Origin of the sequence: Paenibacillus sp. IHBB 3054 (assembly GCF_051594305.1) — a bacterium.
GTDB lineage: Bacteria > Bacillota > Bacilli > Paenibacillales > Paenibacillaceae > Paenibacillus_AQ.
Genome location: NZ_JBOFBG010000007.1, coordinates 88,541 through 104,501 on the forward strand (window position 1 = coordinate 88,541; position 15,961 = coordinate 104,501).

At 46.5% G+C, this 15,961-nt stretch carries 10 protein-coding genes and 1 pseudogene; 9 read left to right on the forward strand and 2 right to left on the reverse strand.

Annotated features, from left to right (window positions below; all coding sequences use genetic code 11):
• The first annotated feature begins 2 nt into the window (after positions 1 to 2).
• The 7 genes from ACQ76X_RS10800 to ACQ76X_RS10830 all read left to right on the forward strand — a co-directional run bounded on the left by ACQ76X_RS10800 (position 3) and on the right by ACQ76X_RS10830 (position 10,431).
• Positions 3 to 581 (forward strand): TetR/AcrR family transcriptional regulator, encoded by a 579-nt coding sequence (locus ACQ76X_RS10800; protein WP_438493652.1) that lies wholly within the window; start codon positions 3 to 5, stop codon positions 579 to 581.
• Between the two features lie 344 nt (positions 582 to 925).
• Positions 926 to 3,337 carry a beta-galactosidase GalA gene (gene galA, locus ACQ76X_RS10805; RefSeq protein WP_438493654.1) on the forward strand — a complete coding sequence of 804 codons (2,412 nt, stop codon included), beginning with the start codon at positions 926 to 928 and terminating at the stop codon, positions 3,335 to 3,337.
• Between the two features lie 34 nt (positions 3,338 to 3,371).
• Positions 3,372 to 5,114: a histidine kinase gene (locus tag ACQ76X_RS10810; RefSeq protein ID WP_438493656.1), complete on the forward strand. Its 1,743-nt coding sequence runs from the start codon at positions 3,372 to 3,374 to the stop codon at positions 5,112 to 5,114.
• 48 nt (positions 5,115 to 5,162) lie between these two features.
• Complete coding sequence (locus ACQ76X_RS10815) at positions 5,163 to 6,722, forward strand: response regulator (RefSeq protein ID WP_438493658.1); 1,560 nt, start codon at positions 5,163 to 5,165, stop codon at positions 6,720 to 6,722.
• 185 nt (positions 6,723 to 6,907) lie between these two features.
• On the forward strand, positions 6,908 to 7,834 hold the full coding sequence (locus tag ACQ76X_RS10820; protein ID WP_038589770.1) for an ABC transporter permease: 927 nt from the start codon (positions 6,908 to 6,910) through the stop codon (positions 7,832 to 7,834).
• A gap of 17 nt (positions 7,835 to 7,851) precedes the next feature.
• Entirely contained in the window at positions 7,852 to 8,778 is a 927-nt protein-coding gene (locus ACQ76X_RS10825; RefSeq protein WP_438493660.1) for a carbohydrate ABC transporter permease, read from the forward strand.
• A gap of 66 nt (positions 8,779 to 8,844) precedes the next feature.
• On the forward strand, positions 8,845 to 10,431 hold the full coding sequence (locus tag ACQ76X_RS10830; protein WP_438493661.1) for an extracellular solute-binding protein: 1,587 nt from the start codon (positions 8,845 to 8,847) through the stop codon (positions 10,429 to 10,431).
• Positions 10,432 to 10,888: 457 nt separating this feature from the next.
• Here the strand turns inward: ACQ76X_RS10830 and ACQ76X_RS10835 are convergent, their stop codons facing one another.
• Together ACQ76X_RS10835 and ACQ76X_RS10840 are read right to left on the reverse strand one after the other, a co-directional pair.
• A complete protein-coding gene (locus ACQ76X_RS10835) occupies positions 10,889 to 11,293 on the reverse strand; it encodes a hypothetical protein (RefSeq protein WP_438493663.1) in 405 nt (134 codons plus the stop codon).
• Between the two features lie 466 nt (positions 11,294 to 11,759).
• Positions 11,760 to 12,118: pseudogene (locus ACQ76X_RS10840) on the reverse strand (transposase); the annotation flags it as partial.
• Between the two features lie 504 nt (positions 12,119 to 12,622).
• Here ACQ76X_RS10840 and ACQ76X_RS10845 point away from each other — a divergent pair.
• Together ACQ76X_RS10845 and nikB are read left to right on the forward strand one after the other, a co-directional pair.
• Entirely contained in the window at positions 12,623 to 14,698 is a 2,076-nt protein-coding gene (locus tag ACQ76X_RS10845; protein WP_438493665.1) for a serine hydrolase, read from the forward strand.
• A gap of 317 nt (positions 14,699 to 15,015) precedes the next feature.
• Positions 15,016 to 15,954, forward strand: coding sequence for a nickel ABC transporter permease (nikB, locus tag ACQ76X_RS10850; protein ID WP_438493667.1), 939 nt, complete (start codon positions 15,016 to 15,018; stop codon positions 15,952 to 15,954).
• Positions 15,955 to 15,961: the final 7 nt, after the last annotated feature.

A 15,961-nucleotide genomic window follows, 5' to 3' on the forward strand; every position in this document is an offset into this window, starting at 1 on the left:
ACATGGACAATAGGGTCTATTTGAAAATTTTAAAATGCTTTGGAGCCAAAGGCACGCGGTTTACCACGGAGGATCTGGCGAGAGAACTGGGCACGAGCAAACGTACAGTGTATGCCTACTTTTCGAGTAAGGATGAAATGATAGAGAAAACGATTGATTTTGTCTTTTCGCAGATTATCCAATCGGATACAGACATCCTGGAAAATACAGGGCTCCCGATTCAGGATAAAATCAGACTTTATTTTCAGAATATTCCCGACGCCTATTCGATTGGCACGATCATCAGGCATATGGATGACCTTCAGCGGTATTATCCCCGGCTCTACGAGAAGGTGAATCATCACCTGGATACGATTTGGGATGGCGTCATTGCACTGGTGGAGGAAGGGATAAACCGTGATGAACTGCAAAAGGTGGACACCGTAATTCTCAAGCTCATGCTGAATGAGACTCTGAGAAAGCTGCTGGACTATGAGTTTATTGCGGGCCATCAGGTTAGTTTCGAGTCCGGCATCAAGGCGATGAGTGATATTGTTTTATATGGCCTGATCAAAACAGACCCTCCTAAATCAATTGGGTAGTAGAAGGCGTCCATTATAATGTAGAGAATGGAAACCGGGTAATTCCTGAGGATGTGAAAGGCCGTGTAAAGCTCCGGATGAATAAAGAAGAAAAACATAATTCTCTTTTATAATTGGAGAAGTAGGGACGACCCTATAATGTGAGACAAATCAAAACACCTTCAAGAGAATGTACCCTTGTTGTAGGGTATGAATGGGAGATGATCTTGGGGTGTTTTTGTGTTGGTAACGGCAGCTCCCGGTATTATTCATTTTGTGCTATTCATTATTAGCATTGTACTAACTGCGAAATGCTAATCTACTCTACAATATGAATATTAGTTCAACGAGGAGGCAGTTGCAGAATGAAACTTAAAACGGTGAGAAGCAAAAGCATGTTTGATGAGAATTGGAGCTTTCACAAAGGGGATATCCGGATTCCCTACGCAGTCAAAGGTGGTATGACCGGCGGTATTACCGATGCGAGCTCTCTGAAGGAGGGGGAGTGGCTGGATATCGCTTTTAACGATAAAGGGATGGGCGAACAGCAGCTTGAATGGAGTTCTGTGAATCTGCCGCATGACTGGTGTGTAGAGCAGCAGTATGTTCAGGATGAACTACTGGGTGCAAGGGACGGCAGCCATGGTTATTTGCCGGGCGGGATAGGCTATTACCGCAAAACCTTTGAGCTTCCGGCAGAGGCTGCCGGGAGCAAGTGGACAGTCCGCTTCGACGGCGTTTCCGGTACCAGCATCGTATGGGTCAACGGTCATCTGATCGGCTCGCATCATGGCGGTTATATAGGTTTCAGTTATGATTTGTCGGATGTTCTCCGTTATGGGCACGAAGGCAGAAATGTCATTCTCGTCAAAGTGGATGCAACAGAATGCGAAGGCTGGTGGTATGAGGGCTGCGGCATTTACCGACATGTCTGGCTGGAGAATACAGACCGCCTGCATGTGGCCGAATACGGCACCTATGTAACGACACCGGAAGTTACCAAAGAACAGGCTATGGTCAATATCCGCACCCGCATCCTCAATGATTACACAGAGGGCCTTCCAGTATCCCTGCGCACGGTGATATATGATGGTACCGGATTGCTGGTCTGTGCTAAAATGGAGGACGCCTATGCGGACTGGCACACCGAGACGGAACTGGAGCAGATTTTCGAAGTGGAGCAGCCTATGCTCTGGTATCCTGAATCACCATATCTGTACAAGGCAGAATCGACTGTCATATATGAAGGAAAAGAGCTTGACCGGTATGAGACGGTGTTCGGCATCCGCACCATCCGCTTCGATGCAGATGAAGGGTTCTTTCTGAACGAAGAGCCGCTGCTGATTAAAGGGACATGCAATCATCAGGATTTCGCCGGGGTCGGCGTGGCGCTGCCGGACAGCCTGATCGAATATAAGCTCAGACTGCTTAAAGAAATGGGCTCTAATGCCTATCGTAGTGCACATCATCCGCCGACTCCCGAGCTGCTGGATATGTGCGACCGGATCGGTATGCTGGTCATGGATGAGAACCGCAAGCTTGACAGCAGCCCTGGCGGCCTGAGCCAACTGAAGCGGATGCTCTACCGGGACAGGAATCATCCTTGTGTGATCATCTGGAATCTGGAGAATGAGGAGGTTTTGGAAGGCACCGTAACGGGCGCCCGGATACTCAAGACGCTCGCAGATACTACCCGCCGGATAGATCCTACAAGGCCGACCTCTGCTGCGATGAACCACGGCTGGAATGAGAATGGCTACAATGATGCGGTAGAGATTACAGGCTACAATTACGGGCACCGGGAACACCTCAACATTGATATCCGCGACCACGAGCAGTATCCGGAGCGTCTCATGATCGGTAGTGAATGTGCCAGTTATACCGCAACCCGGGGAATCTATGAAGATGATCCGGTAAGGGGCTACTGCTCCGAATATGGCACGAATATTCCTTCATGGGGATGCACCCCGCAGCAGGCGTGGAGTGATCTTGTGAATAACCGCTTTTTGACTGGCGTCTTCATGTGGACCGGGTTCGATTACCGGGGAGAGCCTACTCCATATCTGTGGCCGTGTGTGAACTCGCATTTCGGGCTGATGGACACCTGCGGGTTCCCTAAAGACAGCTATTACTATATGCAGGCGGTCTGGAAGGATGAGCCGATCGTTCATTTGCTTCCGCATTGGAATTGGCCCGGGTCGGAGGGGAATCGGATCGAGGTGCGCGTGTTCTCGAATACCGATACGGTGGAGCTGAGCCTGAACGGCAGAAGCCTGGGTGAACAGCAGGTGGACAAGACCGGGTATTTAACTTGGGAGGTCGTATATGAGCCCGGAGAGTTAAAAGCTGTCGGAAAACGCGGCGGTCATGTGATTGCCGAAAAGGCTGTTGTTACAGCAGGCCAGCCATATCAGATTTGCTTGTACCCTGATCGGCTGGAGGGTCAAGCGGATGGTTTGGATACGATTCCGGTTCGGGTTGCCATCCTGGATGAACAGGGACATATCGTTCCGGCGGCCGACAATGAGATCCGCTTTGAAGTGACGGGCGCCGGGTCTCTGCTCGGTGTAGGCAACGGGAATCCAAGCAGCCATGAGCCGGACAAGTCTTCGATCCGGCGGGCTTTTAACGGCTGGTGCTTGGCCTTGATTCAGACTTCATCATCAGCAGGCTCCATTAAGGTGAAAGCCGTATCAATGGGACTGGCAGCGGCGGAAGTAGTACTAGAGGCAGCACCCGGGAAACCTTTATTTCCGGCCAGTGGAACGATAATATAGACATAACGAATTCCATACAGAGGATGTCTCGCGAATGATGCCTAAGCTGAAGATGAAGAAATATATGCCTTTCACTTACAAAATGATGATCCCTTACTTGCTGCTAGTTCTCTTGACCGATGTATTCATCGGTTACATCTCTTATTCGATGCTGACCGATTCAAGGACAGAAATGGCAGAGTCCAACATCAGGACGGGTTTGGAGCAGGCCAGGAATAATATCCGCTATCAGATGGATGAGATACAGCGGATGTCGGACAACATGTTCGGAAGCCAGCAGTTGCAGCGTGCGCTTGAGCTGAAGGGGACACCGTTTGAGATTTATCTGACGATGATCGATGATATTATTCCCCAGATTACCTCCCCCCTGCAGCTGTTCGGAAACAAGATCCGCTTCATGCTCTATACACCGAACAGTGATCTCAATATTATATCAGGGGATAACCTGGATGAGCCGATCTATGATAGCGACTATTATATTCTGCCCATCCAGGATATCACCGGCAGTGAGTGGTACCGGTCTCTTAAGGATTCGATGCGGGATAATTTATGGCTGCAGATTGATACAGACCAGAAGCTGGACAATCTCTCTCATGTCCGCAGGCTGGTCAGCTTCAGTGATAACAAAACGGTGATCGGGTTTGTGCGTATTACCGTTTCCCTGGAGGATCTGTTCGGCGGCTTCGATACGTTCCCCGTGGAAGAGGGGATTACTCTGCGGCTGGTGGAAGAGAATACCGGGTCCATTCTGTTCCAGCGAGGAACAGCCATATATGACGATGGACGTGAGAACTTTCTAAGTTTGCATGCGCAGATCCCGGGCAGTGATTTCGTAATTGAAGCCATGGTTCCGCAAAAGTATCTAACCCAGGATGCTGGCCGGCTGCGTAAGGTGATTATTGCAGTCTGTACGCTCAGCTTCCTCGTCATGACCTTGATCGGATATGTGGTGGCTCGTATTTCCGGACGCAAGATGAGCCGGATCGTAGGCTTGGTGCGTTCCTTCCAGGAGGGGAATTTCCAGAAACGGATTCGCTTCTCTGGTAATGATGAATTTGTGCAGATTGCGGATTCATTCAATGACATGGCCGCCAATATTCAGGGGCTCATCAACAGCGTCTATGTGCAGGGGATCCAGAAGAAGCAGGCCGAGCTGGAAGCCCTGCAGGCACAGATTAATCCGCATTTCCTCTATAATACGCTTTCGACCATAAGCAGCCTGGCTAATCTGGGCGAAATCGCCAAGGTCACGGAGATGGTCGAGGGACTGTCGCGTTTCTACCGGCTGACGCTGAACCAGGGCAATGTGTACATTGAACTGGAGAAGGAGCTGGAGCAGGTGGAGACATACCTGGAAATCCAGCGGGTTAAATATGCGGATGCATTCACTCTGTATGTCGATGTGGACGAGGAGATTATGCATATGCAGGTAATTAAGCTGGTGCTGCAGCCTTTTGTGGAGAATATCTTCAAGCATGCCTGGTTTGGTGAGTCGATCGCTATCCGTCTTACGGGCCGGAGAGTCGGCGGCAGTATTGAGCTTAAGGTTATTGACAATGGCATCGGCATGCGACCCGATGATATCAGGAAAATGATGCAAGGGCCAAACCATTCCGGTGGTTATGGGGTTAAAAATGTGCATGAGCGGATTAAGCTCAGATACGGGGACATGTACGGCGTGACCATTGCAAGCATTTACGGGGCAGGCACAACGGTTCAGCTTCTGCTTCCCGCCGGGCTTCAGGACAGCGAGGAGATTGATGAGCAGTTCCGCTGATGAATTACGAGGTTGCATCATGTACAAGCACGGGAGGAAATAATTTCGATGAGTATCAATGTATTGCTGGTAGATGATGAAGCTGTCGATTTGGAGTGGTTGCGGCGCAGAGTGCTGGCAAGCTCGCTCGATATTGCAGTAGTGGGGACAGCGAATAACGGATTCAATGCGCTTAAGGCCATGGAGCAAGTACGGGTAGATATCATCCTGTCCGATATACGTATGCCCATTATGACCGGAACAGAGTTTGCACGCAGGGCTAAAGTGATCCATCCCAAGATCAAAATTGTCTTCATCAGCGGCCATGAGGATTTCAGCTATGCCAAGGAGGCCATTCAGATCAATGCCTCCGGTTATTTACTGAAGCCTGTTAAGGACAAGGATCTGTACGAAATGCTGGGGTCCTTGTGTACAGCCATAGAACAGGAGCGGGAGCAGAACCGTTCCTTAAGCGAAGCACTGTCGCTTGTGAACAAGGAGCTTATCTTACGCTGGTTCGATGAAACCTCCCCTGAACCCGCTGAGCCGCATCTGCGCAGCGCCTTGATTCCGTTGTTGCTGAAGGGGGCAGCGGCGGCAGTTGTAGAGATTGATGATCTGGAATGGAAGATGCGTGATTTGTCCGAGGAGGATGCACGCGTGAAGACGCGGCAAATGGCCGGATTGATTAAGTCCATTGTTGAGAATGCCAAGATGGGTACACTGATTGCCGCTTCGCATCACCGGTTTGTAATTCTCTGCAATCTCCCGCAGGACAGCTTCCTGAATCTGCTGGAGGAGCTTATCCGCAAGGTGGCAGAGTCTTCTCTTTGCACAGTGACTGTCGGCGTCGGTCAATATGCCCAGGAAGAGGCGGGGCTGCATGAATCTTATCAGCAGGCGCAGGCTGCACTCAGCGCGAAATGGCTACTCGGCAAAAATCGCCTGATCCGTGATAGTATGGAGCCTTCGCCGCGAGAGACACCGGGCGTCCGCATTGAACAAACTGTAGAACAACTGCTCGAGGCTATCATTCAGTATGACCTGGTGGCGATCGACGACCATTTGCTGGAGCTGTTCACGAGTGCCAGCAAGAAGGATGTCTATGAGCTGATAATCCGCATCACCTCCAAACTCCATGCAGATTTGCAGCAGCAGAACGAGAATCTATATGAGCTGCTGCAGTGGGAATCTCACCAGCCGGATATTCTGTTCCAGTTCGAGACGATTCACGACATTCTATCATGGATGAGACGGAGGTTCTTCGAACTGTCAGAGCTGCTGTATGTGAAGCGGCAGCGGCAGAAGCGCAGGCTGATTGATGAGATTATAAGCTATGTGGAGGAGAATCTGGAGAAAAAGATTACCTTAAAAGAGGTGGCCGCCCATTTCAGCTTCACACCGAATTATTTAGGCTATCTGTTCAAGGAAGATTACGGACTGCCTTTCAATGAATACGTGAAAGAACGCAAGACCAGCCGGGTATTCGAGCTGCTGAGTGATCCTACACTTATGATATATGAGATTGCCGAGCGCATGGGCTACAAGAACCTTATTTATTTCAACCGGCAGTTTAAGCAGATTACAGGTATGACGCCGGGAGAGTATCGTAAAAAGCATAAAGTATAGCCAATAGAACGTTGCCCAGGTCGATCATCGGCCCGGAGGCGACGTTTTTGTATTTTTAGGAAAATATATATTTTAACTATCGTTGGAAAAGTATTAGTATTTGTTGACATGCTCAATCCACAAGAGATGAATGCTTCTTTATACTAAATACATAGAGAAATTGAGAGATGGAAAGGGGATTCGAGATGAAACTGAAACAATATGGCTTCTGGCACAAAGTAAAGAAGCATAGAACTTTGCTTCTTATGCTGACTCCGGCGGTGTTGTTTTTCCTGTTGTTTGCATACGTGCCTATGGCGGGAATTGTGCTGGCGTTTAAGCAATACAATTATAGCGATGGTATTTTTAACAGTCCATGGAACGGACTGGACAACTTTAAATTTTTCTTTGGTTCCGGTGACGCCTGGCGCGTAACACGAAACACAGCGCTATACAATATTGCTTTTATTGTTGTAAACAATGTGCTGCAGATTTTTGCGGGCATCCTGCTGTTCGAGGTTGCAGGCAAATGGTTCCGTAAGATTACGCAAACAATACTGTTCCTGCCTTACTTCATTTCCTGGGTAGTAGTTGGAGCCATTGCCTACAACCTGTTTAACTTCGATGTTGGTACCGTTAATGTATTGCTTAAGGGGTTAGGCATGCAGCCGGTTGATATTTACAACACTGCAGCCTACTGGCCGGTTATTCTTGTAGTTGTGTCAGCCTGGAAAGCGCTGGGATACGGAACAATCATGTATCTGGCGGCAATTACCAGTATTGATACCGAAATGTATGAAGCAGCTGAAATTGATGGTGCGAATATATTCCAGCGCATCATGAAGATTACAATTCCGAACCTGATCCCTACGGTGATCATTCTGGTGCTGCTGGCTATCGGCAACATCTTCCGCGGCGATTTCGGGATGTTCTACAACATGGTCGGCAACAATGGCCTGCTCTTCTCATCGACCGATGTTATCGACACCTTCGTGTTCCGTTCCCTGACGACTTCCAATGAAATCGGAATGTCTGCTGCGGCCGGGTTCTATCAGTCGCTGCTGGGCTTTGCGACTATCATGCTCGCCAATTACGCAGTACGCAAATACGATAAAGATCGTGCTTTATTCTAGGAAAAGGAGGTAGCCCAATGAGTTCAACTACTGCAAAGATCCAAACACCAAAGGTACGCAAACGTGTCAACACAGACCGGCTGATACTGTCAATCATCGGATACTTGACGCTTACAGTACTCGCTATATTCTGCATCTTTCCTTTCTTGCTGGTGGTATCGGCCTCGCTAAGTGAAGAGAGCTCCATTATCGAGAAAGGTTTCCAGCTTATCCCGTCTACCTTTTCCACGGAAGCCTACAGCGTACTGTTCAAGTATCCGGCTGATATGCTCAGAGCTTACGCTGTGACGATCACCGTTACGCTAATCGGTACCTTGTTTGGATTGTTTCTGACTTCCATGACAGCATATGTGCTATCCCGAAGAGACTTTGAATGGCGCAGCCGCTTCTCGTTCTACTTCTTCTTCACTACGTTGTTCAGTGGTGGGTTGGTGCCTTCGTATCTGTTGATCATCAACTTCCTGCATCTCAAAGACACGCTAATGGTGTTGATTCTGCCGATGCTGATGAACGTGTTCTACATTATCGTCATGAAGTCGTTCATGAGCAGCATCCCTGATGCGATTACGGAATCCGCCAAAATTGACGGAGCAGGCGATTTCCGGATCTTCATGCAGCTGATTGTGCCTTTGTCCAAGCCTGCACTGGCTACCATCGGCCTGTTTATAGCCTTGGCTTACTGGAACGATTGGTACAACGCGCTGCTCTATATTTCGAAGTCCGAATTGATGCCACTTCAGTACTATCTCTACAAAATGCTGGGCAATATGGATGGCATGCGTAAGGCGATGATGGCCTCGGGTGCGGTTGTAAATACTGATTTGCCAACCGAAGGCTTGAAGATGGCGATGACGATTGTGGCCACAGGACCGATCCTGCTTGCTTATCCATTTATTCAAAAATATTTTGTACAAGGTCTCACTATTGGTGCTGTCAAAGGATAATCCCGGGGCAACCCGGTTATCAATATATAATCTAACCAACTATTTCATTAGGGGGCAACACTTGTCATGACAAACAAGAAAAAGAAACTCACAGTTACGCTGGCAACGATGATGACACTGGGGACCATCCTCAGTGCATGCGGAGGCGGTAACAATACCAACAATACAGCTGCGGAAGCAACGAATACAGGAGCAACCACTACAGAAGGAGCAGCCACGAATTCCGGCGCTCCTGATACTTCCAAAGAGGTCAAGCTGAAAATGATACTGGTCGGCGGCCAACCTGGCGATTACGACAAAGTATTCGGAGAGCTGAATACCAAATTAAAAGAGAAAATCAATGCTACTGTAGAAACAGAATTTCTGGACTGGTCGGACTGGACACAGAAGTATCCGCTGAAATTTGCCGCCAATGAGGATTTTGACCTCGTTTACACAGCTAACTGGGCTTTCTATAACGATCAGGCGCTTAAAGGTGGATTCATGGAGCTAACTGATGATATGCTGTCCAAGTATATGCCGCAAACCTGGGAAGCTATGCCTAAAGTGAACTGGGAGCAAGCGAAAGTCGATGGCAAACTCTACATGGTTCCGAACAATAATGTTGAGGTTACCGACAAGGTTGTATTATATCGGGAGGATTTGCGCAAGAAATACAATCTTCCAGAAATTAACAGTCCTGAAACCTACGCCAATTACTTGAAAACGGTTGCTAAAGAAGAAAAAGGCATAACCGCTTTCGGAGCTAAGCCTGCTGATGGCTGGAAGTTTCATGAGTTAGACCAAACACTGCTGGAGCAGAATAACAACTTCAACCTGGTGGATGCGAACCTTCTGCCGTTGGCTTACAAGCTGGATGATGCTTCCGGTAAAATATTCAACATTTATGATACTCCAGAATTCACATCATTGCTTAAATATTATAAAGATCTGGCCGACAATGGCGCATGGTCCAAAAACGTAGTCAGCAACAAAAATGATGTATGGCAGGATATCAAAGCAGGGAAGATTTCCTCTTATGCCCATAACCTGGGTACTGTAGCCGCTAACCTTTCCGAAATGCGCCGCGACAAACCGGATGTGGAACTGGGAATTGCCGATCTCACTCCGGACAAAAAGAAAATCGCCGCGATCTCAACACAGAACGGCATGTCAATTCATGCAACCTCGGAGAATCCAGAACGTGCTCTGATGCTGATCGATCTGCTGCAAAATGACAAGGAAATTCACGACTTGACTATGTATGGTATCTCCGGAACTCACTATAATCCTGAGGGCGATAAAAAGTTCACTGCAGGCCCTGCAGCTGCTAACTACACTGGCTTCTCGAACTGGGGCTGGAATTCCCCGCTGAATCGTCAAGATGCAGCTTATCCGAAGGAAGCTGACGATATGTTCAACACCTGGCAGTCCAGCATTTATCACTTCCCGCTGGAAACCTTTGTCTTCGACACAGCAAAAGTGAAGAATGAAGTGGCGAATATCGGTAACGTAATGCTGCGTTACGCCATACCGCTGGAGTACGGATTGATTGATGATATCGAAAAAGGCCAGGCTGACCTGATCAAGCAGCTGAAATCAGCCGGCATCGACAAGGTCCAGACTGAAATGCAATCGCAAATTGATGCCTTCCTTGCAGCACAAAAAAAATAGCTGAATAAGAGGCTTCCGGGCTGTGATATGCTCCCCATATTGTTTACGTGTTACGATACGCCGTACCTACCAAGGACAAATAATGACCATGAACGATTTTTCCGCCGGACCAAGATGCGTTACCGCCGAATGACGGGGCTGCGCAGTTGGAATCGCTACATCTGGCGAAATGGAGAATTTGTTGTTTGGGTCGAGGATGCCTTGAAACAAGAGAATCTCTTGAATCGGCTGAGCTGTGTGGAATATGAGTGTTACCTTCGCGAACGTAAGGGATGGGAATCCCGACTTCTCGAAGGTAACAAACGCCTTCGCTTCCGCCGAGACCCTAACCGTTATTTACAGTGTCTCGAAAACCGTGTTTGTTTGTTAATTGGGCAGACCTAGAAAAAAAACAACAGGGCAATTTTATCGCCTGTTGTTTTTTTATATAGACAAATGCAGGAGGTATACAAAGTTACTAATAGATGACGTAGAAGGTTGATCCAGTTGATTGATTAGAACTAATTAAATTTAATTCAATCTTGTAGTAACCATATAGTTTAGTTATTAAGGATTCCTTATTGTTCAATTGTCCTAAGTAAGTTCGGTTATTATATTGATCAATAGCATGTACAGTGCAAATATCTCCAAACTGACCATTTAACACGACTTTTATTTGCCCATTCATGTAAATAGGTACGGTTTGCTGTCCAACCTGTGCCCATTCTGTTCCTTGTAAAGTAACATTGCCTAAGGGTTGCGTTTCTTGTGACAGCAACGTGTTGTTTGTAACAGCTTCTTCAGCGAAAATTGCACTTGTAGGTGCTAGAACCATCATTAGAGTAGCAAAACTAGATACTGTTATTTTTTTTATATGATTCAACGTAAACATCTCCTTTAGATATATATTGAATTAAATAATTTAGCCATCCTCAGTATGTGCTTTTTTTCACGAGTAATATAAAAAAATATTTAGTTATCGTTTAATCGAACTCAAACTTTCAATTAAACTAATTCCGAGAAAAAACTAAAATACGAAAAAAAATCAAAGTAAGTTAGATGCTACTAAACTTTATTTTTCATGTCACACGCCCCTTTGGGAAACATGAGTTATATTACAATCAAATACTAGCATATATTGCAATAAAATTCAATATTATTCCACTTATTTTAGAATGGTAAGCGTTATGTCAGAGTGCTAGTAAATGATGTTGAGCAACAGGTTAAGCGTAATAGATTGGTTAGGAAACGATCTTAATTGTCTAGCCGCTATATAAAAAAGCGTTCAGGTGGTGGTCATAGCTCCGTCAAGTAGACAATAAAAAAAGAGTTCTTTATTAAGCGGCGACTTTTTTCCGGAATTCAATCGGGGAAAGGTCGCCGAGTTTGTACCGGGCTTCGAAATCCAGCTTCCCTCCCCGTGCAAGTTTGGATTGAGCTTTTTTAGATATTCTACCTGTGCTTTCAAATAGGCATTTTCCTCTTCGGCACTGCTAAAATGCTTCTTTGTCCAGCGTCCCCGGTAATCCCCAAAACCCTCTCCATTTTGGTTTTTACGTACCCATGTGATAATCTGGATTTCGCTTTTAATACCAAACTTCTCCATGATCCGGCTGTACGCCCAACCTTCTTCCACTCGCAGACGAACAGCTTCTTTCTTCGTGTCCTCACTGTATCGATTAAATGTTTGACCTTTCTTTGCTCGCATAGTAAAAATCCGATAAGGGTACCGCGTTTATTGGCTTTATTCAAGGCAGTGCCTCAGTGCTCGGTGGCGTCGTTTTTTCTCTCGCCATGGGAAGAGGAGTGGCTTTCTCTTTGGCGACAACTTTCGTCTATGGAGTTCTTTTGCTGGTGATTACAGCTACCTACTACAAAGAACCTGTAAAAATAAATCGAAGACATCAAGAAGAATAAGAAAGGTAGGAACTGAAAATGAATCAAAAAGAAAGAATGCTTGCAGGACTCCCGTACAAAGCTTGGCTGGATGGATTAAGTGATTAGGCATCACTGTATGTCCAGTTCATAGGGGCAGGAATTGAGCACTAAATAGGTGGAAATGGACCAAGGTCGGGTTATAGGCTGAACCATCGTGCAGTACAGGTGACTAACTTTTGGGCTGGGTATAACTGGGCTAACGATGGTTGTGGCTGGAAATGAAGGTATTATACAATTTGTGGTGGAAGAAAAACCCAAGAAGAGGAGAAAATATATGAAACCAACAAATTGTAAACGACCCAGACAGGTCATCCTGGTTAGTGTCTTAATCGCAGGCCTAGTCCTGTCATCTTCGGGCTTACCTGCTTATGCGGCGGTCACTCCAAATAACAATCAGGCCCAAACCCAAAGCTTGGCTGAGAAAGGGACAGCAACCTCTGCACTGCCTCCGATCACAGATAAATCCGTAGAGGAATTTGCAGATGCCTTTTTTGCCCGCACTGATGTGAAGAAGAAGCTTACGGGGGCATTGTTTGTAGTTGTAAAGGATGGCAAAGTCCTGCTTAACAAAGGATATGGTTACTCAGATGTGGTTTCCAAAACACCAATCAATCCTGACACTACCCAATTTCGAATGGCATCCATCTCCAAGCTGTTTACGACTACAGCGGTGATGCAGCTTGCCGAACAAGGCAAGATAGACTTGGATCGTGATATCTCTGCCTATATGAATGGAGTTGCGATCCCCAATCAGACTGGCGTTCCCCTTACGACAAAAAACCTGATGACCCACACAACAGGTTATGATTATACTGATTTTTCTGGTAATACTCCAGGTGTTTCTCTCCAGGATTATGTGAAAAATAACGTGCCTACGGTAAAAATGAAACCTGGCGAGGCCTACCGGTATGATAATGTGGCTTTTGTACACCAGGGATATATCGTAGAAAATGTAGCTAAAACTGACTTCAATACTTACGTAAAAGAAAACATATTTAAGCCGCTTGGCATGACACATAGTGACTTTTTATTATCGCCACAAGTCCAACAAACTCTTGCAAAAACCTATGATGATACAGGTAAAGAAATCGCTGTATATCCTAATTATCCTGACGTAGATCCCAGTGGCAGCATGTTCTCTACCGGTAGTGATATGGCCAAATACATGCTCGCTATGTTAGATGGAGGCAAGCTTGGTGATGGCCGCATTTTGAAGGAAAAAACGACAAATACAATGGAAGCCTATAAATACGGTATTAATGACAGCCTACCCGTGATGTCTTATGGTTTTGAAGTTATGCATCATCATCTTTTCAATGGTCAGAAGGTCATTGGAAAAGGTGGTGACCTTCCTGGTTTTCACTCCTGGCTGTGGATGGTGCCGGAGCAAAAGGTAGGCGGCGCCATGATCATTGTCAACGGTGAAGCGCTGGACCCCCGCGATGAGATATTTGGCTCATTTATGGATCAATTCTATCCTGAACAACATAAGGCTGTTACACCAATTAAATCATCCAAGGAAAGCTTGGCCAAGTTTGAAGGGAGATTTCAAGATTTGAGAATCCCTCTGCTTAATGCAGAAGTGAAAGCGGGTGAGGATGGAACACTTATTATTAAGGATGCAAAGGGAACTCATAAGCTTCAACAACTAGAGGCGTTGTTATTTGAGGATGAACAAGGTGTAAAGGCAGGCTTTAAGGCAGATGAGCATGGTGAAATTGAATACATGTATTACAACTATCCGGATTGCTTCCTGAAAAAAATGCCTGTGCAGTCTCCCTTCTCTGATGTATCTGCCGATAGTCCCTATGCGGCTTCGATTGACCAATTAAATCAACAGCAATTTCTGAATAAAAATGCCGCGAATTTCTTTAGACCGGAAGAAGCAATGACACGTGCAGAATTTGTGCAATTATTAATGAAAGTTGTCGGGCTCCAGCTATCTAAAGACCCAGTAATATTTAAGGATGTAGTAGGGCATGATTTGGCACAAGAGATTCAATCTGCAGTTCTGTATGCAGGGTTAAAAGGGACACAGGATGGCCGCTTTGAGCCAGACCGTGCCATTACCAGACAAGAAGCGGCTTCTATTCTTTGGAGATTCATTCAATCCAATGTATCTGCTCAGGCGCCGCAAGCCAAGCTGACGGGAACGTTGCCGGCACCTTGGGCTTCAGAAGCAGTGCAATTTGCAGCCGCTATGCAGCTCTATGGGCCTGAGGTGAAGGTGGATGCTAATGGCGCTGTTGGTTATGAGCCAACCCGCCCCATGCTTCGTCAGGAAGCCGCCGTCATGTTTGATACTTTTTGTAAAAAAATTCCGGTATTGTTATACGGAGTGGAAGGTTAATTAGAAAGCTAGTCAGATCGTTACCTAATTATTGAGTTACTTAATCATTGAGTTACTCAGTTCAATACTCAACCCCTTTGTGCTGGTATTAAACTTACGCACCTTTCTTGTTGGCATGGTTAGTCGCACTTCCATGATACCCAACAAGCAAGGTGTTTTTTTGTCAATACGAGTAAATATTTTGAATTCTTCTGACGCCCTCAAGGGTGACAATTTCCAGGTGCGAAAGTTGGATAAACATGAAATAAATATTTTTAAGACTACTAATTAAAAATTTTTGTGATATAATCGTAATAATTACGATTAATAATTTGGAGTTGAATGCCATCATACGTTATCTGTTGCAGCGCTTGCTGCAGATGATCCCCGTGCTGTTAGGCATCTCTTTCATTACCTTTGCGTTGATGCACTTAACGCCAGGTGATCCGGCGGAGATTATGCTGCGTGTTGACGGCATTAAGCCTACACGTGAAGCTATTGAAGCGACCAGGCATATACTTGGTCTGGACGGTCCTATACATATGCAATACTTTCATTGGTTGTACCGGGTGCTCCATCTCGATTTGGGGATATCTTACAGCAGCAGCCGTCCCGTATTCACGGAGCTAATGAATCGTTTCCCGGCCACAATGCTGCTCAGCGCCTGTTCCTTATTGGCTGCAATTCTTATTGCCCTGCCTCTTGGAGTGGGCTCAGCACTGTATCCGGGGAGACTGCCCGATCGACTGGGCAGAGTAGTCGCACTGATCAGTGTTTCAATGCCAGGGTATTGGCTTAGCCTGCTCCTGATTTATTATGGTGCAGTGAAGCTTAAAGTGTTTCCTGTTACGGGAATGGAGGGGGCTGCCAGTGTAATTCTGCCTGCATGTACACTAGGCTTTGGTATGGCAGGAGTCTACATCCGTTTGATTCGTTCCAGTCTGCTGAACGTTCTGGGCAAGCCGTACATCACGGCAGCAAGAGCCAAGGGACTGCAGGAATGGAGAATTATCAGTGGACATGCACTCCGCAATGCACTTCTACCGAGTCTTACCCTCCTTGGTGTTAACATAGCAGGGCTGCTCGGCGGCTCTGTTATTGTTGAAACTATATTTTCCTGGCCGGGAATCGGCAAGTATGCCATCGAGTCTATTTTTGGGAAGGACTATATTGTCATTCAGGGTTATGTATTATTGATGGCTGTTGTCGTTGTCCTGATTAATCTGGCAGTGGATCTGCTGCATCTGCTGCTGGATCCTCGAATCAGGCTGCGGTGAAGCTGTA

What these genes read in the sequence shown, in the direction of transcription:
- ACQ76X_RS10800 (WP_438493652.1), top strand. Translation starts at nt 3, where the DNA reads ATGGACAATAGGGTCTATTTGAAAATTTTAAAATGCTTTGGAGCCAAA.
- ACQ76X_RS10830 (WP_438493661.1), top strand. Translation starts at nt 8,845, where the DNA reads ATGACAAACAAGAAAAAGAAACTCACAGTTACGCTGGCAACGATGATG.
- ACQ76X_RS10845 (WP_438493665.1), top strand. Translation starts at nt 12,623, where the DNA reads ATGAAACCAACAAATTGTAAACGACCCAGACAGGTCATCCTGGTTAGT.
- ACQ76X_RS10815 (WP_438493658.1), top strand. Translation starts at nt 5,163, where the DNA reads ATGAGTATCAATGTATTGCTGGTAGATGATGAAGCTGTCGATTTGGAG.
- galA (WP_438493654.1), top strand. Translation starts at nt 926, where the DNA reads ATGAAACTTAAAACGGTGAGAAGCAAAAGCATGTTTGATGAGAATTGG.
- ACQ76X_RS10820 (WP_038589770.1), top strand. Translation starts at nt 6,908, where the DNA reads ATGAAACTGAAACAATATGGCTTCTGGCACAAAGTAAAGAAGCATAGA.
- ACQ76X_RS10810 (WP_438493656.1), top strand. Translation starts at nt 3,372, where the DNA reads ATGATGCCTAAGCTGAAGATGAAGAAATATATGCCTTTCACTTACAAA.
- ACQ76X_RS10825 (WP_438493660.1), top strand. Translation starts at nt 7,852, where the DNA reads ATGAGTTCAACTACTGCAAAGATCCAAACACCAAAGGTACGCAAACGT.